General features: G+C 72.5%; 22 protein-coding genes. 12 read left to right on the top strand and 10 right to left on the bottom strand.

The genetic code is table 11. The annotated features are described in order from the left end of the window. Positions 1–9: 9 nt before the first annotated feature. From ACIBI5_RS23005 to ACIBI5_RS22995, 3 genes are read right to left on the bottom strand one after another with little or no spacing between them, the layout of a single operon-like run. Positions 10–1,728 (bottom strand): ATP-binding cassette domain-containing protein, encoded by a 1,719-nt coding sequence (locus ACIBI5_RS23005; protein WP_397249860.1) that lies wholly within the window; start codon positions 1,726–1,728, stop codon positions 10–12. Then, positions 1,725–2,588 carry an ATP-binding cassette domain-containing protein gene (locus ACIBI5_RS23000; protein WP_397249858.1) on the bottom strand — a complete coding sequence of 288 codons (864 nt, stop codon included), beginning with the start codon at positions 2,586–2,588 and terminating at the stop codon, positions 1,725–1,727. The genes ACIBI5_RS23005 and ACIBI5_RS23000 overlap by 4 nt, the downstream gene beginning before the upstream one ends. Next, on the bottom strand, positions 2,585–3,532 hold the full coding sequence (locus ACIBI5_RS22995) for an alpha/beta hydrolase (protein ID WP_397249856.1): 948 nt from the start codon (positions 3,530–3,532) through the stop codon (positions 2,585–2,587). Before ACIBI5_RS22995 ends, ACIBI5_RS23000 begins: the two co-directional genes overlap by 4 nt. A 113-nt stretch (positions 3,533–3,645) precedes the next feature. Between ACIBI5_RS22995 and ACIBI5_RS22990 the strand changes: the two genes are divergently transcribed. After that, on the top strand, positions 3,646–4,974 hold the full coding sequence (locus tag ACIBI5_RS22990) for an amidohydrolase (RefSeq protein WP_397249854.1): 1,329 nt from the start codon (positions 3,646–3,648) through the stop codon (positions 4,972–4,974). Here the strand turns inward: ACIBI5_RS22990 and ACIBI5_RS22985 are convergent. Next, a complete protein-coding gene (locus tag ACIBI5_RS22985; RefSeq protein ID WP_397249852.1) occupies positions 4,971–5,948 on the bottom strand; it encodes an aldo/keto reductase in 978 nt (325 codons plus the stop codon). The two genes, ACIBI5_RS22990 and ACIBI5_RS22985, sit on opposite strands and share 4 nt — an antisense overlap. 95 nt (positions 5,949–6,043) lie before the next feature. On the opposite strand from ACIBI5_RS22985, the gene ACIBI5_RS22980 reads away from it, so the two are divergent. Both ACIBI5_RS22980 and ACIBI5_RS22975 read left to right on the top strand, forming a co-directional pair. Next, entirely contained in the window at positions 6,044–7,036 is a 993-nt protein-coding gene (locus ACIBI5_RS22980) for a methyltransferase dimerization domain-containing protein (protein ID WP_397249850.1), read from the top strand. Continuing rightward, a complete protein-coding gene (locus tag ACIBI5_RS22975; RefSeq protein ID WP_397249848.1) occupies positions 7,033–7,815 on the top strand; it encodes an SDR family NAD(P)-dependent oxidoreductase in 783 nt (260 codons plus the stop codon). The genes ACIBI5_RS22980 and ACIBI5_RS22975 overlap by 4 nt, the downstream gene beginning before the upstream one ends. A 103-nt stretch (positions 7,816–7,918) precedes the next feature. Here the strand turns inward: ACIBI5_RS22975 and ACIBI5_RS22970 are convergent, their stop codons facing one another. From ACIBI5_RS22970 to hpaD, 3 genes are read right to left on the bottom strand one after another with little or no spacing between them, the layout of a single operon-like run. Further along, positions 7,919–8,605 (bottom strand): GntR family transcriptional regulator, encoded by a 687-nt coding sequence (locus tag ACIBI5_RS22970; protein WP_397249846.1) that lies wholly within the window; start codon positions 8,603–8,605, stop codon positions 7,919–7,921. Between the two features lie 59 nt (positions 8,606–8,664). Continuing rightward, positions 8,665–9,384, bottom strand: a complete 720-nt coding sequence (locus tag ACIBI5_RS22965) for an alpha/beta fold hydrolase (RefSeq protein ID WP_397249845.1) — start codon at positions 9,382–9,384, stop codon at positions 8,665–8,667. Positions 9,385–9,410: 26 nt separating this feature from the next. Next, complete coding sequence (gene hpaD, locus ACIBI5_RS22960) at positions 9,411–10,271, bottom strand: 3,4-dihydroxyphenylacetate 2,3-dioxygenase (RefSeq protein ID WP_397249843.1); 861 nt, start codon at positions 10,269–10,271, stop codon at positions 9,411–9,413. A gap of 170 nt (positions 10,272–10,441) precedes the next feature. On the opposite strand from hpaD, the gene ACIBI5_RS22955 reads away from it, so the two are divergent. The 4 genes from ACIBI5_RS22955 to ACIBI5_RS22940 all read left to right on the top strand — a co-directional run bounded on the left by ACIBI5_RS22955 (position 10,442) and on the right by ACIBI5_RS22940 (position 14,637). Beyond that, complete coding sequence (locus ACIBI5_RS22955) at positions 10,442–11,863, top strand: fumarylacetoacetate hydrolase family protein (RefSeq protein ID WP_397249841.1); 1,422 nt, start codon at positions 10,442–10,444, stop codon at positions 11,861–11,863. Continuing rightward, on the top strand, positions 11,860–12,774 hold the full coding sequence (gene dapA, locus ACIBI5_RS22950) for a 4-hydroxy-tetrahydrodipicolinate synthase (RefSeq protein ID WP_397249839.1): 915 nt from the start codon (positions 11,860–11,862) through the stop codon (positions 12,772–12,774). Before ACIBI5_RS22955 ends, dapA begins: the two co-directional genes overlap by 4 nt. Continuing rightward, positions 12,771–14,237, top strand: a complete 1,467-nt coding sequence (gene hpaE, locus ACIBI5_RS22945; protein WP_397249837.1) for a 5-carboxymethyl-2-hydroxymuconate semialdehyde dehydrogenase — start codon at positions 12,771–12,773, stop codon at positions 14,235–14,237. Before dapA ends, hpaE begins: the two co-directional genes overlap by 4 nt. A 277-nt stretch (positions 14,238–14,514) precedes the next feature. After that, on the top strand, positions 14,515–14,637 hold the full coding sequence (locus tag ACIBI5_RS22940; protein WP_397249835.1) for a hypothetical protein: 123 nt from the start codon (positions 14,515–14,517) through the stop codon (positions 14,635–14,637). On the opposite strand, the gene ACIBI5_RS22935 is transcribed toward ACIBI5_RS22940, so the two are convergent. Then, the gene (locus tag ACIBI5_RS22935) at positions 14,634–15,743 is read right to left on the bottom strand and encodes a M24 family metallopeptidase (protein ID WP_397249833.1); all 1,110 of its coding nucleotides are present in this window, start codon (positions 15,741–15,743) and stop codon (positions 14,634–14,636) included. The two genes, ACIBI5_RS22940 and ACIBI5_RS22935, sit on opposite strands and share 4 nt — an antisense overlap. A gap of 198 nt (positions 15,744–15,941) precedes the next feature. Here ACIBI5_RS22935 and ACIBI5_RS22930 point away from each other — a divergent pair, with 198 nt between their 5' ends. From ACIBI5_RS22930 to ACIBI5_RS22910, 5 genes are all read left to right on the top strand, one after another. After that, a complete protein-coding gene (locus ACIBI5_RS22930) occupies positions 15,942–17,141 on the top strand; it encodes a PP2C family protein-serine/threonine phosphatase (RefSeq protein ID WP_397249831.1) in 1,200 nt (399 codons plus the stop codon). A 489-nt stretch (positions 17,142–17,630) separates the two neighbouring features. Further along, positions 17,631–18,524: a 5'-3' exonuclease H3TH domain-containing protein gene (locus ACIBI5_RS22925; RefSeq protein WP_397250318.1), complete on the top strand. Its 894-nt coding sequence runs from the start codon at positions 17,631–17,633 to the stop codon at positions 18,522–18,524. 359 nt (positions 18,525–18,883) lie between these two features. Then, entirely contained in the window at positions 18,884–19,744 is an 861-nt protein-coding gene (locus ACIBI5_RS22920) for a terpene synthase family protein (protein ID WP_397249829.1), read from the top strand. A 217-nt stretch (positions 19,745–19,961) separates the two neighbouring features. Then, a complete protein-coding gene (locus ACIBI5_RS22915; RefSeq protein ID WP_379624508.1) occupies positions 19,962–20,555 on the top strand; it encodes an ATP/GTP-binding protein in 594 nt (197 codons plus the stop codon). Positions 20,556–20,578: 23 nt separating this feature from the next. Continuing rightward, positions 20,579–21,043: an Lrp/AsnC family transcriptional regulator gene (locus ACIBI5_RS22910; protein ID WP_397249827.1), complete on the top strand. Its 465-nt coding sequence runs from the start codon at positions 20,579–20,581 to the stop codon at positions 21,041–21,043. Positions 21,044–21,090: 47 nt separating this feature from the next. Here ACIBI5_RS22910 and ACIBI5_RS22905 read toward each other — a convergent pair whose 3' ends face one another. Together ACIBI5_RS22905 and ACIBI5_RS22900 are read right to left on the bottom strand one after the other, a co-directional pair. Then, on the bottom strand, positions 21,091–21,321 hold the full coding sequence (locus tag ACIBI5_RS22905; protein WP_397249825.1) for a hypothetical protein: 231 nt from the start codon (positions 21,319–21,321) through the stop codon (positions 21,091–21,093). 65 nt (positions 21,322–21,386) lie between these two features. Continuing rightward, complete coding sequence (locus ACIBI5_RS22900; RefSeq protein ID WP_397249823.1) at positions 21,387–21,701, bottom strand: hypothetical protein; 315 nt, start codon at positions 21,699–21,701, stop codon at positions 21,387–21,389. Between the last annotated feature and the right edge of the window lie 2 nt (positions 21,702–21,703).

Here is a 21,703-nt window from a genome sequence, read left to right as displayed (position 1 = left end):
TCAGGGAGATCAGGCCAGCGGGGCAGCCGCTATGCCGAGGTAGGCGTTGACGACGGCGGGGTCCTCCATGACGTCCCTGGTGGGGCCGGAGGCGATGACCCGCCCGAAGTCGAGGACGGTGAGTTGCGAGCAGGCCGCGGAGACGAGCTCCATGTCGTGCTCGACCAGCAGGACGGCGACGCCGAAGCGGGACGGCACCTCGGCCAGCCGCGCCGCGAAGCGCAGCGACTCCGCGCCCGACTGACCGGCCGCCGGCTCGTCCAGCAGCGCCACCTTGGGCCGGGCGGCGACGGCGGCGGCCACGTCGAGCAGCCGCCGGGTCCCGGCGTCCAGCAGCGACACCGGCACGTCCGCCGGCGGGCAGCCGAAGAACTCCAGCAGTTCCCCGGCCTCGCCCCGGTCCAGGCGGCGCCCGGCCCCGATCGTCAGATACTCGTACTGGGTCAGCTCGGCGGGGATCGTGGTGGTCTGGAAGGTACGGCGCAGCCCGCGCCCGGCCCGGACGTCGGGCCGCAGCCCGTCCAGCGGCCGCCCGGCGAGCACGATCGAGCCCCGGTAGCCGCCGAGGAACCCGGTCACGGCGGCGATGAACGTGCTCTTGCCCGCCCCGTTGGGCCCGATGAGACCCGCCACCGCGCCCTCCGGCACGGTGAGGTCCACCTCGTGCAGCGCGGTGACCTCGCCGAAGCGCACGGTGAGGCCGCTGACCTCCAGCAGCGGAGGACCCGGCGGCCCGGACGGCGGCACGGGCGCCGGCGGCACCGCCTCGGGAACCTCGCCGCGCCCTTCGAGCAGCGGCCGCGCCGCCCGCTCGCGCCTGCGGGCCTGGACGAAGTCGGTCTGGCTCACGCCGGAGCGCAGCGCGAGCACGGCGAAGACGCCGAACAGCATGCCGCCCAGATCCTGCGGCAGGTGCAGCCGTTCCAGGATCGTGGCCATGATCGCGCCGAAGAGGCCGCCCATGATCGCGCCGTCCACGTGGTGCGGCCCGATGAGGATCGCGACCGCGAAGAAGGCCAGCGACTGTCCCATCGAGAAGTTCTGGGCGACCACCAGGCCGAGCTGCCCGGCCATCAGCCCGCCGCCGACGGCCGCGACGAACGCGCTGATGGCGAACGCGGCGAGCTTGCTGCGCGCCACCGAGACGCCGTGCGCGGCCGCGGCCCGTTCGGAGTGCTTCAGCTCCAGCCAGGACATGCCGAGCCGGGTGCGGTTGAACAGGCCCAGCCCGACCGCCACGAGGCAGAAGACGATCACCGTGAGCACGAAGTAGGCGCGGTCGCCGGAGAATAGCACCGGCCGCACGACCGTCTTCAGCTCCCCGGTGCCGGGGAACTGGTTGGCGTTGAGCACGATGTCGGTCGAGACCGCGAACCCGAACGTGACCACGGCCAGGTTGACGCCGCGGATGCGCAGCGCGGGCAGGCCGATCAGGACGCCCACCGGGACCGCGGCCAGCCCGCCCAGCACGAGCCAGAGCAGGAACCCACCGGGGGCGTCGTGCAGGTTGAGCTTCAGCACCACCCACGCGCCGATGGCCGCGAACGACATCTGGCACAGCGACATCATCCCGGCCCTGCCCACGATCACGCCGTAGCTCTGCATGATGATCGAGACGACGACGGCGGTGATCGCCAGGAAGACCCAGTGGGCGGAGAACAGGGCGGGTACGGCGACGCAGGCCGCCACGGCCAGGCCGAGCCCGATCGCCAGGGCGCGCGGGTTCATGCCGGCGCCACCCCGAAGTAGGACTCGTGCAGCAGCTCCGGGTTCCGCCTCAGCTCCGCGCACGAGCCGGCGTAGACCACCCGTCCCTTGCGCAGCACGTACGCGCGGGTGCCGATCTCCAGCGCCAGCGCCGCGAACTGCTCGATGAGCAGGACCGAGATGCCGAGGCCGACCATGTCGCCCACCGCTCCCATCAGCCGGCGCACCACCACGGGCGCCAGGCCCATGGACATCTCGTCGATGAGCATGACCCGAGGGTCGCTGACCAGCGCGCGGCCGAGGACGAGCATCTGCTGCTCGCCGCCCGACAGGTGCCCGGCCTGCAGGTTCCTGCGGCGCTCCAGCTCGGGGAAGAGCGTGAACACGCGGCCCAGCTCGCCCCGCCCGCTGCGCGCGACCAGCAGGTTCTGCTCGACGGTGAGCGTGCGGAAGACGGTGCGTGACTGCTCGACGTAGCCGAGGCCGGCGCGGGCCCGCCGGTAGGCCGGCAGCTTCTCGATCGGGCTGCCGCCGAGCCGGATGGCGCCCGAGGACACCTGGGCGACTCCGGCGATGCCGTCCATGAGCGTGGTCTTCCCGGCCCCGTTCGAGCCCAGGACGACGGTCACCGTCCCGGGCCCGACCTCCAGCGAGACCTCGTGGACGATCTCGGCCTCGCCCCGGTTGACGCCGACCGCCTCCAGCCTGAGGACCGCGTCAGGGCCGGGGTCCGCGTCAGGGCCGAGGTCCGGGCCTGGACTTGGGTCCGGATCCGGGCTGGTGCGCGGTTCCGGGCTGGTGTGCGGGTCTGGGCTGGTGTGCGGGTCCGGGTCGAGGACCGCGTCCGGGCCGGGGTCCGGGCCGGGGGCGCTCCCGCTCACCGCCCGCCTCCGCCGAACGCCGCCCGCAGCGCCCGCACCACCCGGTCGTGCGCCGTGCGCGCGGCGGGCAGTTCGGTGGCCAGCAGGCCGAAGAAGCCGTGGATCAGCCCGTCGTAGCGGACCACCTCCACCGGTACCCCGGCCTCGCGCAGCCGGGCCGCGTACTCCTCGCCCTCGTCGCGCAGCACGTCGTACTCCGCCCCCAGTACCAGCGCCGGGGCCAGGCCCGACAGGTCCTCGGCCCGCAGCGGTAGCAGGTAGGGCTCACGCAGGTTCGTGGGGTCACGCGGATAAAGGGTGAAAAACCACTCCATGCTCGCCCGGGACAGGAAATAGCCCTCGGCGAAGTCCCGGTAGGAGGCACGCCCGTCGTCGGGATGCCCGAGCACCGGCGAGACCAGCACCTGCAGGCCCAGCCGCGGTCCGCCCAGGTCACGGGCCTTCAGCGCGGCCACGGCGGCCAGGTTGCCGCCCGCGCTCTCCCCGCCGACCGCGATCCTGTCCGGATCGGCCGAGATCTCCGCCCCGTGCCCGTGCACCCAGCGAACGGCGGCGAAGCAGTCGTCGGCCGCGGCCGGATAGGGGTTCTCGGGCGCGAGCCGGTAGTCCACCGAGACCACGACGACACCCGCCTGCGCGCAGACGGTACGGCAGGCATACTCGTTCTCCTCAAGGCTGCCGATCGTCCACCCGCCGCCGTGGAACCACACGAAGGCCGGAAAGGGCCCGGTGCCCTCCGGGGTGTAGACGCGCACGGGGATCTCACCGGCCGGGCCGGGGATCGCGGTGTCGCGCACCCGGTGCACCTCGGGCAGGATGTCGGGCAGCCGCCAGGTGGTGCGGAACTGCTCGCGCATGGTCTGGGGGTCCAGCACGACGGGGCGGCCGGCTTCTACGGCGGGAGTGCGGTCGATGATCGCCTGCGCGTCGGGGTGCAAAGGCATGCCTACCTCCGCTCGCCTGGGTGAGAGACGCACCCGGGGCCAGAACTCGAATCGTATCTGATTCCGTGTACGTTATGGGCATCCACGCAGTGGTGTCCAGAGTGGGGAGGAAGATGTTGCGCAACGGTTCCCGGCCCGCCGACACGGTGCTCACGGGCGGTGTGGTGCACACGCTCGACCAGGAAGATCGTGTCGTCGAGGCGCTCGCGGTACGCGGCCGGCTCATCGCCCGCGCCGGCTCCGCCCGCGAGGTCGCGCCGCTCATCGGACCCGACACCCGGGTGATCGACCTGCGGGGCCGGTCGGTGCTGCCAGGCATCAACGACTCGCACCTGCACGGCGTGTGGCTCGGGGCGATGTGGCCCGATCTGCTCATGGACCAGATGGCCGCGGGCGAGCACGACGGCGCGCCGGTACGGCTGGAGAACGGACGGCAGCGGCGCGCCGCCATCCTGCGCACCGGGCGGCTGCTGGCCTCGCTCGGCGTCACCAGCTACACCGAGCCGGGGCTGGGGCCGGGGGAGGACGCCGGCCGTACCGGCTGCTTCGGGTCGGCGGCGCTGCGCGACTACGCGCGGCTGGCCGCGGACGGGCGGCTCACGGCCAGGGTCACCGCGCTGATGTTGTTCGGGGAGCTCGACGGGCCCAGCACCCTGGCGTCCCTGCGGGAGGGGCTGCGCGGCTTCCGGCCCCCCGCCGAGGTGCCGGGATGGCTGCGCGTGGCCGGGGTCAAGATCTTCGCAGACGGCATCCCGCCGATGGGCACCGCGTGGACCGAGCAGCCGTACGCGCACGGCGGCCACGGCGGCCTCCTGGTCGAAGGCTCCTCACCCGAGGCCGGCGCGGCCGTGCTGACCGAGATGATCGCCGCGGCGCACGCGGCCGGATACCAGGTCGGCGTGCACGCCACCGGCGGCAGAGCCGTGCACGCCGCGGTCGAGGCCATGCGGGCCGCCGCCGCCCGCGACGGCCGCGACCGGCGCCACTACGTCATCCACGGCGACCTGGTCGCGCCGCGGACGCTCGCGGCGATGGCCGGCTCGGGGATCGGGCTCAACACCCAGCCGGGGATCGCCGTGGCCGCCGGCGACATGCTGGCCGCCGCGCTCGGACCGGAGGCGCTCGCGGGCGCCTGGCCCCTGCGCGAGGCGCTGGCGGCGGGGGTGCGGCTCTGCCTCAGCTCGGACGCGCCTGTGCTCACACCCGACTGGCGGGTGGGCGTGGCCCAGGCGGGACTGCCGATGGAGGAGGCGCTGCGCGCGTACACCGTCGTCCCGGCCCGGCAGGACGGCGCGCAGGACTGGAAGGGGACGCTGGAGACGGGCAAGGTGGCCGACCTGTGCGTGCTCGGCGGCGACCTGCGCACGGTCGAGCCGGCCGCGCTGCCCGGGGTGCCCGTCGCGCTGACGATGGTGGACGGGCGCGTCGTGCACCAGGCCTAGGAGGTTCCCCAGGAGGCCTCGGGATCGACCACGCCGCGGTCCAGCCACAGCTCGGCCACGGCTTCGCGCAGTTCGGGGCCGTGGCGTTCGAGAAGGGTGAGCGCGCCGAGGTTCTCCTCGAGCTGGCGTGGGCCGCTCGCCCCGAACAGCACGGTCGCGACCGCGGGGTGCGTGAAGCAGAAGGCGACGGCCAGCTGCGCCGGGGTCGCGCCGAAGCGTTCGGCGGCCCGCATGACCAGCGGGAACGAGGCGCGGATCCGCTCCCGGATACCGCCCGGGTCCGCGCCGATCTTGCGCCGCGGGTGCAGCCGGCCGGCCAGGATGCCGCCCTCGAACACGTCGGAGGCCTGCAGCCCCAGCCCCGCCTGCGACAGCAGCCGGCCGTACGGCAGGCCCTCGGGCACGGAACGCCGGGCCAGACTGTACTTGAGCTGGGCGAACGACGGCGGCGTGAACCCCTCGGCGGCCGCCAGCGCGCACGCGCGCCCGAGATCGCGCGCCGCCCAGTTGTTGACCCCCCAGGCCGCGAACCGCCCCGCCCGCACCAGCTCCGACACGTCGGTCAGCACCGAGGGCAGGTCGAGCTCACCCAGGAAGTCGCCGACGACCACGAGGTCGGCCCGGTCGGTGCCGATCCGCTCCAGCGACGTCTCGATCTGCGCGGCGAAGGAGCTGGCGGGGTAGTCCCACAGCCAGAGCTTCCCGCACAGCGTGTACTCCTCACGCGCGATCCCCGCCTCCCTGACCGCCTTGCCGAAGATCACGTCGGTCGTCGCGTCCTCGGCGTGCGGCCCGGCGTTGTAGTGGGCGACGTCGAACAGGCTCGCCCCATGGTGTACGGCGGCGCCGATCAGCTCGACCGCCGCCCCGAACTCCATCCGATCCCAGGTGTTCCACGAGCCGAGCCCGGCCATGGGGACCAAGGGCCCCCGCACGCCGAGCCTGCGCCTGGGCACCGCACCGGAGTATCGCACCGCACACCTCCTGAGCCGAGCGACGACGGGCCTGGCGGCCACGCGCAAGAATCGTATATCATTCCCGATACTGTTCGCTCCTGAAGGGGTGTCACATGTCGCTTTACCAGGACAGCAGCGGCGCGGCGCGCATCGTGGACGTGGCCACCGGATACATGGCCGCCAAACAGCTCTTCGCGGCGGGAGAGCTCGGCCTGTTCGCCGCGCTGGCCAAAGGCCCGGCGAGCGCGCCCGACCTGGCCCGGCGCACCGGCCTGCCGGAGCGCACCGTGCGCATCCTCGCGGACGCCATGTCCGGCCTCGGCCTGCTCACCCGCACCGGCGGCGTCTACACCAACACGCCCGCCACCGACCGCCACCTGACCGGCGCGGCGGGCGAGATCGACCTGCGCCCCTTCCTCACCTTCCTGGAGGCCGTCAGCTACCCGCACTGGCTGGGCTTCGGCGCCAGCGCCCGTACCGGGGAGCCCGCCCCGCTGGACCTGGAAGGCGAGCGGATGGAGGTGTTCCTCACCGGCGTGATGACCTACAACTCCCTGCACGCCAAGACGCTCGCCGCGCACTACGACTTCACCCCGCACCGCCGCGCCCTGGACCTCGGCGGCCTGTCCGGGGCGTTCCTGGCCCAGGCCCTGAACGCGGCTCCGGAACTGCGCGGCACGTTCTGCGCCGAGGGCGACCTGGCCGCCTTCGCGAAGCGGACGCTGGACGAGGCGGGCGTCGGCGACCGCGCGGAACTGGCCGTCGCCGACCCGTTCACCGCGGACCTGCTCGCCGGCTACGACCTCGTCCTGCTGGAGCACGTCGTGCACCGCTTCGGCCCGGAACGGAACATCCGCTACGCCGAACGCGCCCGCGAACTCGCCTCGCCCGGCGCCACGCTGCTCCTGCTGGACTTCTTCCTCGACGCCGACCCCGTACAGCGGGTCGTGGACGCCCTGCACGCCGCCGAGTACCTGGTCATCGACGGCACCACGGTCTATCCCGAGGACGAGGTACGCGGCTGGCTCACCGAGGCGGGCTGGGAACCCGGCCAGACCCTGTGCCTGCCCGGCTGCCCTCGCGTGATCGTGGCGTACGCCCGATGAGCCCGCACGGCGAGCCCGCCGCGCCCGCCGCGCCCGCCTCGGGCGCTTCCGGCGAGGCGGGACGGCTGGTGCTCGTCACCGGTGGGGCCAGCGGCATCGGGAAGGCCGTGGCCCGCGCGTTCGCGCAGGCGGGGGACCGGGTGGTGATCGCCGACGTGGACGGGGAGGCGGGGGAGAAGGCCGCCGCCGAGATCGGGGCCGACGCGGTGACCATGGACGTCACCGACGCGGCGTCGGTGGACGCCGCGCTGGCCCACGTGGGGGACCCGATCGACGTCCTGGTCAACAACGCCGGGGTCGTCGCCGGTGGCGGTCCGCTGGTGGAGTTGCCACTGGAGGTCTTCGACCGGGTCGTCGCGGTCAACCTGCGCGGCACCTTCACGGTCACCCGGGCGGTCGTCGCCGGTATGATCGCGGCCGGGCGCGGCGGCTGCGTCGTCAACGTCAGTTCGATCGGCGCCCGCCAGCCCACCGCCGGCCTGGGACACTACGAGGCCACCAAAGCCGCCGTGGACGCCCTGACCAGGACCGCCGCCCTGGAGCTCGCCCCCCACGGGATCAGGGCCAACGGGGTCGCGCCCGGCCCGGTGCTGACTCCGATGACCGCGGGCCTCATGTCCGACCCCGCGGCCCGCGCCGCCTGGGAGTCGCGCATCCCGCTCGGCAGGATCGCCGGGACCGGCGACATCACGCCGCTGGTCCTCTTCCTCGCCTCACCCGCCGCCCGCCACATCACCGGCACCGTCGTCCAGGTGGACGGCGGGCAGCTCCTCACCTGAGCCGCGCTCGCCCTGCCGGGAAGGGGCGAGCCACGCGGCCGTCGCAGGGGCGCCCAGGCCTTCTCCCACGTGAAGGGCAGCCCCCAAGCGCGTGTCCTCTGACTCAGCTGTTCTTCACGTGTTTGGCCTGGGCCTTGTGGAGGGCGTCGGCGGTGGCGATCTTGTGGGCGCAGGCCACCCGCTCGATCTCCTGGGCCTGCGCTCCGGCCTGGATCAGGTCGAGCATGTGCTCGTGCTCCTCCACGGAACGGCGCGCCCGCCCCGGCACGTGGCTGAACGTGGAGCGCCGCATGTGGTCCAGCCTGGCCCACTCCGCCTCCAGCAGCGCCAGCAGATGCTCGTCCGGGCACTGCGCGTAGATCGCGAAGTGGAACTCCCTGTTCAGCGCGGTGAACGACACCGGGTCGAACTCCTCCAGCGCCTCCACCATCCGGTCGTTGACCGCGCGGGCCCGCGCGAGCTGCTCCGGGGTCATGAGCGGCGCCGAGATGGCCGTGGCGTACCCCTCCAGCCGGGCCAGCACCTGCAGCGCGTGCTCGACCTGGGCGGCGTCGAAGACGGCCACCCGGGCGCCGATGTTGCGCACCACCTCGACCAGCCCGTCGGACTGCAGCCGCCGTACGGCTTCGCGCAGCGGGATGGTGCTGACCCCGGTCTCGCGGGCGAGCTGGTCCATGACCAGCCGGTAGCCGGGACCGTAGGTGCCGTCGAGGATGCGCGAGCGCAACAGCTCGTAGCTGATCTCGGCCTTGGACGCATTGGCCCGCGTGGACCCCTTCGCGGAACTCACCGCTCTTTCCTCATTCCCCTCAAGTCGAGATCCCTCTCAAGTCGAGATCCCCCTCGTTGTCAAGGCGCCAGCGTCGCCGTCACGACCTCGCGCAGGCCGGGACCGGACAACGCCTGGAAGTGGTCGCCCGCGACGGTGACCAGCCGGGCACCCGTCACCTGCCCGACGATACGCTCGATTCCGGCCACGACCACGTCCTCCTGCCCCGCGACGAACACCGGAGGCTCCGCGCCGGCCCACGCCCCCGGCTCGAACGGGGTGGCGCGCAACCCTTCCACGCAGGTCACCAGCCCGGCCGCCCGGTGGCCCTGGGCGAGGACCATATCAGCGATCATGGCCGTGAGCGGGTCGGCGGGCGCGGGACCGCCCGCCACGGCCAGGCGCAGCTCCTCGACGTCGACGGCGGTGAACGGGTCGAACGGGCTGAGCCCGCCCAGCACCGCCCTGCGCACCCGGCCGGGCGCCGCGCCGGGCAGTTCCCAGGCGATCCTGGCCCCCAGCGAGTACCCGACGATGTCGAACACCCCGTCGTCCATCACCGCGACCAGCGCCTCGGCGATCCGGCCCGCCCCCGCCTGCGCCGGGCTGACCGGCGCCGCGCTGTCCCCGTGCCCCGGCAGGTCGGCGACCACGACCCGGCGGCCGGTCGCGGCCAGCGCGTCCGCGATCCCGGTCGCCACCCAGTCGCGCTGCCCGTCGGTGGCGAACCCGTGCAAAAGCAGCACCGGGGGACCGGCCGTCACCTCGGCGGCGAACACGCGTACGGCCAGCTCTCCCATGACTCCAGCACCTTTCACATACGATTTCAGATGTTACTCCACGAGGGCACCGGGAAGTCGACGACCACCTGCCCGGTGCCGCTGCTGCCGAAGTACGGGCAGAGCTGCTCGCCCTTGCCCGTGTACTCGTCCCAGCCGAGCAGCCCGAAGAGCATGGCGGTGTCGGCCATCGCGCCCTCGCCCGTGCACCGCAGGTTGTAGTCGGGCAGCATCTCCACGAACTCCGCGATCCGCCCCTCGGTCCACAGGTCGAGCACCGCCATGTCGGTCTTGCGGTTGAACGCGCTGCTGACCTCGTTGAGCAGGGTCTCGGCGATCTCGTTGGGCGGGAAGGCGTGCGAGAGCGAGCCGCTGGCCAGGAAGGCCACCTTGCGCCCGCTGCGCAGGATCGCGCGGCGCAGCGCCTCGCCGATCCGGCGGTTCTCCTCGATGGAGGAGTAGATGTTGCACCCGATCGGCAGCACCCTGATGGCGGCGTCGCCGTTGACGAAGTACATGGGCACGAGCGTGGCGTACTCGAGACCGAGGTCCTTGTAGGTGTGCACGTGCGCCTTCTGGCCGCCGGCGACGATCTCCTCGCCGATGAGCTCGGCCAGCTCGGGGTCGCCGTCGTAGTCGTACTTGAGGTCGTGGATGAAGTGCGGGAGTTCGTGGCTGGCGTAGGAGGCGCGGTGGCGCTCCTTGCCGTTGAGGTGGAAGCCGATGCTGTTCATCCAGTGGGTGTCGGCCACCAGGAAGGTCTCGGTGCCGAGCTCGCGGGCGCGTCTGCCGATCTCCGTCAGCGCCATCTCGGCCGGCCGGCGGATGCCGTAGTGCTTGCCCGGCTGGATGGACAGCCAGATGGACGGGACGTGTGTGATCTTGGCTGCCAGGACGATCTCTCCCATGCGCATCCTCCCAGGCCCGGCATCGGCTCACTGAGTATGCCGAAGGGCGGGGGGCCTGTTCCACCCCCCGGCATCGCAAAATCATGTACGAACTCAGATATCTTTGTCTATAGTACTCCATCCTTCGGATCCGCTATCATCCACGATGTCGTATATGATCTGGAGTCGCCATGGATCACCCGCTCGGCCTGGCGCCGGGGAAGATCATCGCCGTTCACCTCAACTACCGCGGCCGGGCCGCCGAACGGGGACGCCTCCCCTCGGCGCCCTCCTACTTCCTCAAGCCACCCTCCTCGCTGTCCTGGTCGGGCCGGCCCGTCGTGCGCCCGGCCGGGTGCGAACTGCTCACCTTCGAGGGCGAGATCGCCGTCGTCATCGGCGCGCGCGCCCGCTGCGTGCCGCCGCAGCGGGCGCTGGAGCACGTCGCGGGCTACACCGCCGCCAACGACTTCGGGGTGTACGACTTCAGGCACGCCGACCGGGGATCCAACCTTCGCGCCAAGGGCCAGGACGGCTACACGCCCGTCGGCCCCGCCATCCTCACCGGCGTGGACCCCGGGGCCCTGCGGCTGCGGACCTACGTCAACGGCGAGCTCGCGCAGGAGGCCGACACCGGCGAGCTGCTGTTCGGCTTCGACCTGCTCATCGCCGACCTGTCGCGGTACATGACGCTGGAGCCCGGCGACCTCATCCTCGCCGGGACACCCGCGGGCTCGACCGTCGTGGAGCCGGGCGACGTGGTCGAGGTCGAGCTCGAAGACGCGGGACGGCTGCGCAACGAGGTCGTCGGCGAACCCCGGGCCGCCCCCGCCGCGTGGGGCGCGCAGCCGAGGGCCGACGAGGAGAGCCGGGCCGCCGCCGTCGGGCGGGGGCGGGCGGCGGCGCCGTACCCGCTGGACGATCCGACGATCGCGGCGCTGCGGTCGGTCTCCACGGCGACGCTCTCCGCGCAGCTGCGCCAACGCGGCATCGACCACCACTTCATCGAAGGCGTCCGGCCCACCCGGCCCGACCTGCGCATGGTCGGCCTCGCGCGGACCCTGCGCTATCTGCCGCTGCGCGAGGACGTCTTCGCCGAACTCGGCGGCGGCATGAACGCCCAGAAGCGCGCCGTCGAGGAGATCCGGCCCGGGGAGGTGCTGGTGATCGAGGCCCGCGGCGAGCACGGCGCCGGCACCCTCGGCGACATCCTGGCCATGCGCGCCCTGCGCAGAGGAGCGGCCGGGGTGGTCACCGACGGGGGACTGCGCGACAGCCCCTCCTTCGCCGAACTGGACCTGCCCGCCTACTTCGCGGTGCCGCACGCCGCCGTGCTCGGGCGCCGGCACGTGCCCATCGAGTCGCAGGTGCCCGTGGCGTGCGGCGGGGTACTCGTCATGCCGGGCGACGTGCTGGTGGGCGACGCCGAGGGCGTGGTCGTGCTGCCGCCCGCCCTGGCCGCCGAGGTGGCGGGAGCCGCCGCCGGGCAGGAGGACGAGGAGCGCTTCATCTACCAGCGGGTCGCGGCCGGCGCCTCGATCGACGGCCTCTACCCGATGAACCAGTCCTGGCGCGAGTCCTACCGGGCCTGGCAGCAAGGAGGAGACGCGTGAAGTACCGTTCCGACCCCGCCGCCATCAGGGGGTCCATCGCGCCGGTGGTGACGCCGTTCACCGCCGACGGCGCGCTCGACCTCGCCTCGCTGCGCGGCCTGGTCCGCTGGCAGCTCGGCCAGGGCTCGCACGGCGTCTCCATCGGCGGCTCCACCGGCGAGCCCGGCGCGCAGTCGGCCGAGGAGCGGATCGCCGCCATGGCCGCCGTCGCCGAGGAGGTCGGCGACCGGGCGCCGTTCCTGCCCGGCACCGGATCGGCCAAGCTGGACGAGACCCTCCTGCTCACCGGCGAGGCCGAACGGCTCGGTGCCGACGCCGTCCTCGTCATCACCCCGTACTACGCCAGGCCGGGCCAGGAAGCGCTCTTCCGCTGGTACTCCACGATCGCCACGGAGTTCCCCGGCCTGCCGATCGTGATCTACAACGTGCCCTCCCGCACGGCCGTCGACATCGCGCCGGAAACGGTCGCCAGGCTCCGCCACGCGCACGACAACATCGTCGGCATCAAGGAGACGACCCGCGACTTCGAGCACTTCTCGCAGGTACTCCACCGGTGCGGCCGCGACTTCCTCATGTGGTCGGGCATCGAGCTGCTCTGCCTGCCGCTGCTGGCCATCGGCGGCACCGGGTTCGTCAGCGCGGCGGCCAACCTGGCTCCGGCGGCCGTGGCCCGCATGTACACCGCGTACACGCAAGGCGACCACCGGACCGCGCTCGACCTGCACTACGCCCTGCACCCGCTCGTGGAGCTGCTGTTCGTGGAGACCAACCCCGCCCCGGCCAAATGGGTGCTGGAGCTGCGGGGCCGGATCGCCTCGGGACACGTGCGGCCGCCGCTCATCCCGCCGACCCCGGCCGGAATCACCCGGATCGAGGCGCTGCTGGCCGACTGTGAGGAACTGACCCGATGACCCTGGAGCACTACATCGACGGGGCCCGCGTCCCGAGCATCTCCGGCGCCACCTTCACCTCGGTGGAACCGGCGACGAACGAGGCGTACCTGACGGTGGCGGCGGGGCGCGCCGAGGACGTCGACGCGGCCGTGACCGCGGCCAGGAAGGCCTTCAGCGACGGTCCGTGGCCGCGGCTGCCCGGCGAGGAACGGGCCGTGACGCTGCGCAGGATCGCCGACGCGATCGAGGCGCGCGACGAGCGCCTCGCGGCGCTGGAGTGCCGCGACACCGGACTGCCGATCACCCAGGCCCGCGGGCAGGCCAGGCGCGCGGCGCAGAACTTCCGCTTCTTCGCCGACGTCGTCACCACGCTCAGCGAGGACGTCTACCGGGTCGGCTCGGCCCAGCTGAACTACGTCCTGCGCAAACCCGCCGGCGTGGCCGGGCTGATCACCCCGTGGAACACGCCGTTCATGCTGGAGACCTGGAAGCTGGCTCCCGCGCTCGCGGCCGGCTGCCCCGTGGTGCTCAAGCCCGCCGAATGGTCGCCGCTGTCGGCCGGGCTGCTGCCCGACATCATGGAGGAGGCGGGCCTGCCGCCCGGGGTGTTCAACCTGGTGCACGGCATCGGCGAGGAGGCAGGGGCGGCGCTCGTGGCGCACCCGGACGTCCCGGTGATCTCCTTCACCGGAGAGAGCGCCACCGGCCAGGCCATCATGCGCAACGCCGCGGGCGCGCTGAAGACCCTGTCCATGGAGCTCGGCGGCAAGTCCCCGCTGATCGTGTTCGACGACGCGGACCTGGAGCGGGCGCTGGACGCCGCCGTCTTCGGCGTGTTCTCCCTCAACGGCGAGCGGTGCACCGCCAGCTCCCGCGTGCTCGTGCACGCCTCGATCTACGCCGAGTTCACCGAACGGCTGGCCGCGCGGGCCGCCCAGGTACGCGTCGGCGCCCCTTCCGACCCCGCGACCGAGCTGGGCGCGCTCATCCACCCCGAGCACTACGCGCGGGTGGCCGGCTACGTACGGCTCGGCGTCGAGGAGGGCGCCCGCCTCGCCGCCGGCGGCGCCCGTCCGCCGCACCTGCCCCACGGCAACTTCCTGGCCGCGACCGTCTTCGCCGACGTCACCCCGGACATGCGCATCTTCCAGGAGGAGATCTTCGGCCCGGTCGTGTGCGTCACCCCGTTCGGCAGCGAGACCGAGGCGATCGAACTGGCCAACGCCACCCGGTACGGCCTGGCCGCGTACCTGTGGACCAACGACCTGCGCCGCGCGCACCGCATGGCCCAGGCGATCGAGACCGGGATGCTCTGGGTCAACTCCCAGAACGTCCGCGACCTGCGCACGCCCTTCGGCGGGGTGAAGGCCAGCGGCCTGGGCCGCGAGGGCGGGCAGCACAGCATCGACGTGTACACGGTCTCGCCGATCGTGCACCTGGCGACCGAGGACCTGCCGGTGCCGCGGTTCGGCGCCGGCTGACGGTCGGCGGAGGCTCCCAACGGGGTCGACGCCGGTCAGCTCGACACCGGCCGCCCACACGGCCGCCGCGAGCCCCGGGGTCGGCCAGCGGGCCCCGCACCGGTTCGCCGGCGGGCCGGCCGCGCAGGCCGAACACCCTGGGGCCCCACAACCGGCCGCCGCGCACGTCCGGGTCGAGGACGGCGCGGACCGCCGGCCACGCCGCCGCCCGCTCGCTCTGGAGGAGGAGCCCGGCGGGCAGGGCGCGCAGCCGTTCGCCGGCCGGGACCCGTCCGGCGTGGCGGTGCGCGCGCTGGCCCGCTACGTGCTGGAGATCCCCGAGCTCGCGGCCGCCGAGCCCGACCCCCTGGCCGCGATGCACGCCGTCTTCGACCTGCTCGAACCGGGCTGGCCCGGCTAGACGATCACCAGGTCGCGCGGCGTGTTGTTGAGCCGCAGACCGCCCGAGTCGGTACAGACCAGGATGTCCTCGATCCGCGCCCCGTGCGAGCCCGCCAGATAGATGCCCGGCTCCACCGAGAACGCGAAGCCCGGCTCCATCAGCTCGCCGTTGCCCGCCACGATGTACGGCTCCTCGTGCGTCTCGATGCCGATCCCGTGCCCGGTGCGGTGGATGAACCTGTCCCCGAACCCGGCCTCGGTGATCACTTCGCGGGCCGCGGCGTCGACCGCCTCGCACGACACGCCGGGCCGTACCGCCTCGCACGCGGCGTCCTGGGCGCGGCGCAGCACCGCGAAGTACTCCGCGTACTCGGCCGGCGGCTCGCCGACGCAGTAGTTGCGGGTGGAGTCGGAGCAGTAGCCGTTGTGCAACTGCCCGCCGATGTCCACCACGACGGGCTCGCCCGCCTGGATGACCCGGTCCGACAGCTCGGCGTGCGGGCTGGCGCCGTTGGGACCCGAGGCGACGATGACGAAGTCGACCGTCTCGTGCCCGGCGGCCAGGATGGCGTCGGCGATGTCGCGGCCCACCTCGCGCTCGGTCCGCCCCGCCCGCAGGAAACCGGGCACCTGCCGGTGCACGGCGTCGATCGCCTCACCGGCCTCGCGCAGCGCCTCGACCTCGGCCGGCGACTTGCGCATGCGCAGCTCGCGCAGCACCGTCCCGGCCAGCACCTGCTCGGTCCCCGGCATCGCGGCGCGGAAGGCCAGCGAGGCCATCGCCCACATCCGGTCGGCCAGCCCCACCTTGGCCACCGAACCGAGCCGCCTGGCGGCGATCTCATAGGGATCGTCGGTCTCGTCCCACGCCACGAACTCCAGTCCCAGCCGCGAGGCGGGCGAGGCCTGCGCCGCCGGCAGCTCCAGCCGAGGCACCATCATGTACGGCTCGCCCGCCGCCGGAACCACCAGGCAGGTGAGCCGTTCCAGCGGCAGCGCCTGGTAACCGCTGACGTAGCGCAGATCGGGCCCGGGAGTGAGCAGCAGGGCGTCGAGCCCGGCCTTGGCGGTGGCCTCCTGGGCGGCGGCCAGACGGGACACGGGATACAAGTCTTGGGACGTCACGCGCCCCAATCTACTCGTCACCGCTCACCTAAAATCCGCGAAAAGCTCTCACAACACGGCAAGCCATCGCTACACTCCGTTCAAGGGCGATCACATACTGTGGGACCTCTTGTCCCGATCCATGTCGTTTGCGAGTGAACTATGGTCGACGTTACGGGCGGCCATCAGCCACCCCTCCCATCACCGGACCACCGTCCGATGAGCGCGGCCGAGCTCATCGGGCACCTGACCCGGCAGCAGGCCGGCGAGCACGACGCCGCCATGCTGGCCATCCGCCTGTCCCACGCCGAGCGGCTCGGCAACATGGGCTGGGCCGAGTGGAACCTGCGCACGGGCGACGCCGTATGGTCCGACCACGTCTACGTCATCTTCGGCCGCGACCGCGCCGACGGCCCGCTCGGCCTGCCCGAGCTCGCCGGCTACGTCGAGCCCTGCGACCTCGGCGCCCTCGACCAGCTCCTGTGGAGCGTGGTGCAGGGCGTGGAGCCGGTCCAGGCGGAGTTCCGCATCCGGCGCGGCGGCGAAGTACGCAACCTGCGCGTCGTCCTCGAACCCCTCATCGCCCCGGGCGGTCCCATCGGCGTCCACGGCGTCGTCCAGGACATCACCGGCCGCCGCCGCGCCGAACGCATCATGTCCGAATCGCGCCGCCAGCTCCTGGAGGCCCGCGAACGCGCCGCCGAGGAACGCCACGTCATGCTCGCGATGCGCGAGGCCATCCTCCCCGAGCCGACCGGCCGCCTGGACCTGCCCGGCACCAGGATCGCCGTCCGCTACGTACCGGCCGAGAAGACCGCCAACCTGGGCGGCGACTGGTTCGAGGCCGCCGCCCTGCCCGACGACCGCGTCCTGCTCGCCATCGGCGACGTCTCCGGGCACGGCCTGCCCGCGATCGCCCACATGGCCCAGCTCCGCCACGCCCTCGTCGGCCTCACCATGACCGGCCGGCCCGCCGACCAGCTCCTCGCCTGGCTCAACGAACTCGTCCTGCACCGCCTGGAGGAGACCACGGCCACGGCCATCATCGGCCACCTCGACACCAAGACCTGGACCTTCACCTGGAGCCAGGCCGGGCACCTGCCGCCCATCCTGGTCCGCGACGGCAAAGCCGAAACCCTGAGCCAGCCGAGAGGCGTCCTGCTGGGCGCCACCTGCGACCAGCCCTACCGCCTGGCCAGCGTCGAACTCCGCGACGGCGACCTCCTCCTGCTGTTCACCGACGGCCTGGTCGAACGACGTACCCGCGACATCGACGAAGGCCTGGACCTGGCGGTGTCGGCCGCCGCCCACCTCCTCACCACCGACCTCGACGCCGGCCTCGACCGCCTCCTCGCCGACATCGGCGGCCCCAACCCGGAAGACGACGCCTGCCTCCTCGCCGTGGGCGTGGGCATCTGACATGTTTCTGTCCTATCTGTCCTATCTGTACTATCCGTTACGGCAAGCCGCCCCACCCGCCCCGCCGTCGTGCGTGACCGCCCGTCGAGCGCCGGTCGTGAGGGCTCACGGGCTGCCCGCCGTAACGACTCCACCCTGAGCCCGCGGCGCGGCAAGCCCAGCCCGCCACCACAGGCGACCCCCGAACCCGGCCTCCCACCCTCGCGCCCTTTCGGCCACTGCCCTTCCGCCCCCGGCCCCCGTGCTCCCGGCCCTCCGGCTCCCGGCCCTCCGGCTCCCGGCCCTCCGGCTCCCGGGCCCCGGCTTCTGCGCTCCCGGTTCTGAGGTTTCCCCGACACGCCTCGGCCCTGGGCTTTGGCCCGCCGCTCGGCCCACTGCCTTGCCCCGTTGGCGGAGGAGGTTGGGGCGGGGGCGTACGGGAAAACGGGTGGTGGTGGGGGCGGTGGGGAGCGGAATGTCGGGGTGGGGTGCGAACATGGGCGGGTGCTGATGCTTCTCGACACACCCTCGCTCTACTTCCGTGCCTTCTACGGCATCCCGGAGTCGATGACCGCCCCCGACGGCATGCCGGTCAACGCGGTCCGCGGGCTGATCGACATGATCGCCACGCTGGTGCGCAAGTACCGGCCGGCCGAGCTCGTGGCGACCATGGACGCCGACTGGCGCCCGGCCTTCAGGGTGGCGGCGATTCCCACCTACAAGGCGCACCGGGTGGCCCACGGTGACACCGAGGAGGTTCCCGACACGCTGGTGCCGCAGATCCCGGTGATCGAGCGGGTGCTGGACGCGGTCGGCATCGCCCGCCTGGAGTCGCCCGGGTATGAGGCAGACGACGTCATCGGCACCCTGACCCACTCGGCCGGCGACGGCGCGGTGGACGTGGTGACGGGGGACCGGGACCTGTTCCAGCTGGTCGACGACTCGCGGCCGGTTCGGATCCTCTACACGGCGCGCGGCATCCGCAACCTCCAGGTCGTGGACGAGGCGTTCGTGACCGCCAAGTACGGCATTCCCGGCCGCTCCTACGCCGACTTCGCCACCCTGCGTGGCGACCCGTCCGACGGCCTGCCCGGCGTGTCGGGCGTGGGGGAGAAGACGGCCGCCGCGCTGATCACCCGCTTCGGCTCCCTGGACGCTCTCCTGGCCGCCCTGGACGAGGGCGTCACCGAGGGCTTCCCGGCCGGCGCCCGCACCAAGCTGGCCGCCGCCCGCGACTACCTCCGGGTCGCCCCTGCCGTGGTGGAGGTCGCCTCCGACGCCCCGCTGCCCACCACCGACCTCACCCTGCCCGCCAAGCCCCGCGATCCGGAAACCCTGGTCCAGCTCGCCGACCGCTACGACCTCGACAGCCCGCTCAACCGCCTCCTCGACACCCTCAAGTAACACCGGCCAGCCCCACGATCTCCCGGCCGCCGACCGGCCCCCGGGGACCTCCGGACCTGCCAACTCGCCCACGACTTTCCGGCCCCTGTACGGGCCAGGCGTCGCCGTGCCCAATCCGCGCGCCCGTACCGGCCGCCTTCACGCGACACCCGAGGCCGCGGGGTTTCGGGTGGGGTGGCTGGGTGGGGCTGGATGGCAAGGGGTTGGTGGCTGGGTCTGGGGGTCGGGGATGGGTGAGGGAAGGAACGGGGGCATACCTTGATCGGTCGTGCGCGATCATGTGACAATTCGCCCACAGGTCGATACACGCGGTGTGGGGGTCGGCGTCATGGTGCGAACGCTGAGCGAGCGGCCCTAGGGTGGCGGGCGACGAGCTGGGCGAGGCGTCCGAGCTTGGTCGCGTCTGTGCGCTCGCCGCCGAATGCGCCCGCGACCTGCGCCGGTGCGTCGAGATGTACGGCGGGTTGTTCCCCAGAGCCGCCTTCGACCCCGATCTCTACCATGCCCTCTGCCTGTCCACGGCGTTCAGCTCGCCCTGGTCGGCCGCGGAGCGGCTGAAGGTCGCCAACCGGGCGGCGCTGTGGGTGCGGGCCGTCGGCTGGCTGGTGGAACACGCCGCTGCCACCCGCGACGAGGTGGACGAGCTGAGCCGCGACTGCATGGCCGTCGCCGACGGGGCGGCGCCGAGGGTGCCGGCGACCCGGTTCCTGGCGGATCTGCGGGATGAGATGGCGACGGTCAAGGGGTTCGAGGGGCTGCGGGGGCGCTGGCGGACGCAGCTGGAGCGCATGCTGGCGGCCATGGAGCGGGCCTGGGTGTGGCGGGAGGCGGGGATGGTGCCCTCGCTCGGGCGCTATCTCGACAACGCCGACAGCTGCGGTTCGAGCTTCGTGGATCTGTCACACTGGATCTACGCGGGCGACCCGTGGGCGCGGCGGCATCTGGGTGAGCTGGAGCCGGCCAGCCGGCATGTGCAGCGGTATCTGCACCTGCTGGGTGACCTGGCCTCCTACCGCCGGGACGTCAGCTGGGGCGACCTCAACGTGCTCATGCTGGGGGTCAGTCATGGCGACGTGACCGACCGGATGACCGTTCTGGCCGAGGAGGCGGCGGCGCTGATCGGGCCGTTGCGCGAGGTGAGCCCGTTGACGGCCGCGTACCTGCGCCGTCAGATCGGATTTAATACCGGTTTTCATGGCATTTCGGGCCTTATGGCCTGACAGCTCACTGACTCCGGAGTTTACGAGCGCGACGGGCCGTCATGTATTACCGTGCTCTAGGCGACAAAGAGGGACATATGGCTTCCTGTGATGGATTGTGCCTTGAGTGGAAATTGTGGCGTTGCTAGGGTGTCTCGTTGCCAGGTAAGTGGATGGGACCTTTTCTCTGCGCCTTGACAGGTCACTCTGACCAGGGCACTTCACAGGGCGGTGCTCGATGGACTTCGGTCGCTCTGAACGATGGCGACTGCCGACCGCGATCAAGATTTTGATCGCCGGCGGGTTCGGCGCGGGCAAGACCACGATGGTCGGCGCCGTCTCCGAGACGCGCCCGCTGCGCACCGAGGAGATGATCACCCACGTCAGCGCGGGTGTCGACGACCTGTCCGGCGTCGAGACCAAGCCCACGACGACGGTCGCCATGGACTTCGGCCGCATCACCATCCGTGACGACTACATGCTCTACCTGTTCGGCACCCCCGGTCAGGAGCGCTTCTACTTCGTCTGGGACGAGCTGGCGCTCGGCGCGCTGGGCGCGGTCGTGCTGGCCGACACCCGGCGGCTGGCCGACTGCTTCCCGGCCATCGACTACTTCGAACGCCACCGCACCCCCTTCGTCGTCGCGCTCAACTGCTTCGACGGCGCCCGCCCCTTCACCGTCGGCCAGGTGCGCAGGGCGCTGGAGCTGGAGCCCGAGATCCCGATCGTGTTATGCGACGCCCGCCGTAAGGACTCGGGCAAAGAGGTGCTCATCACGCTCGTCGAGCACGCGCTGCGGACCGGTGCCGAGCCCGTCGGAACCGCGCCGTGACACGAAGCCGCTACCTTTGACCGATGGAGGAGATCGACCGCCGGATCGTCACGCTGCTGGCCAAGGACGGCCGGATGAGCTTCACCGATCTGGCCAGGGAGACGGGATTGTCCGTCTCGGCCGTGCACCAGCGGGTGCGCCGCCTGGAAAAGCGCGGCATCGTGCGCGGCTACACCGCCGTGATCGACCATGACGCCATCGGGCTGCCGCTGACCGCGTTCGTGTCGATCAAGCCCATCGACCCCGCCGCGCCCGACGACGCGCCCGACCGGCTGGCGCATCTGCACGGGATCGAGGCCTGCCACAGCGTGGCCGGTGACGAGAGCTACATACTCAAGGTCCGCGTGGCCTCGCCGGTGGGCCTGGAGGAACTGCTGCAGCAGATCCGCGCCGCCGCCAACGTCTCCACGCGCACGACCGTGGTCCTGAGCACCCCGTACGAGCACCGCCCCCCGCAGCTGGAGGGCGGCGCGGACCTCGCCGAGTGACCTTCCCGCGGCGGCCTCCCCGGCGCACGGGGAGGCCGCCGCGGCGCTCAGCGCTGGCCGGGAATGGCCGGCAGCACGGTGACCATGACGCCGTCGCAGCTCACGCAGGTCGCGTGCGCCCACGGCGGCATGCTGTGCACGCCGTGGTGGCGCCAGGCGACGGCGTCGCCGCCGTGCCCGTCGTCGAGGTGGCGGGCTTCGTACTCGTCCTGCCAGACGTGTGAGCAGCGCTGGCAGAAGAAGGTCCAGATCTCGGAGAAGACGTCGGTTTCGCGCATGGCGAAGCACCCTCCTGGCATTCGGTGCGGATGGCTGACGGGCGGGGGAGTGGTCTCCCGCCGGCTCACAGCCGCCAGACGCTCAGCAGGACCAGGCGCTCGGTGCGCCCGGCCGCCCGGGTGCGCGCCGCGGCCCGCCGTACCCCGGGAAGAGGGCGGGCCGCCGCGGCGCGCGGCCGCTTCACGGGCGGGCGGCGGGTGCCGCGCGGACCGGCCTCGTCGGTGCCGCACTCCTCACCCAGATGTACGGCCGAGGCCACCGCGACGGACTCGGCCGCCCAGGCCGCGTGACCGGGTGACCACAGCGCGACACACAACCAGAACGCGGCCAGCACCGCCGGCCACCGTGCCGATCCGATCTGCGAACACAACGTGGTCACAC

Source organism: Nonomuraea sp. NPDC050540 (assembly GCF_044457485.1).
Classification (GTDB): domain Bacteria; phylum Actinomycetota; class Actinomycetes; order Streptosporangiales; family Streptosporangiaceae; genus Nonomuraea.
This window is presented reverse-complemented; position numbering and strand designations above follow the sequence as displayed.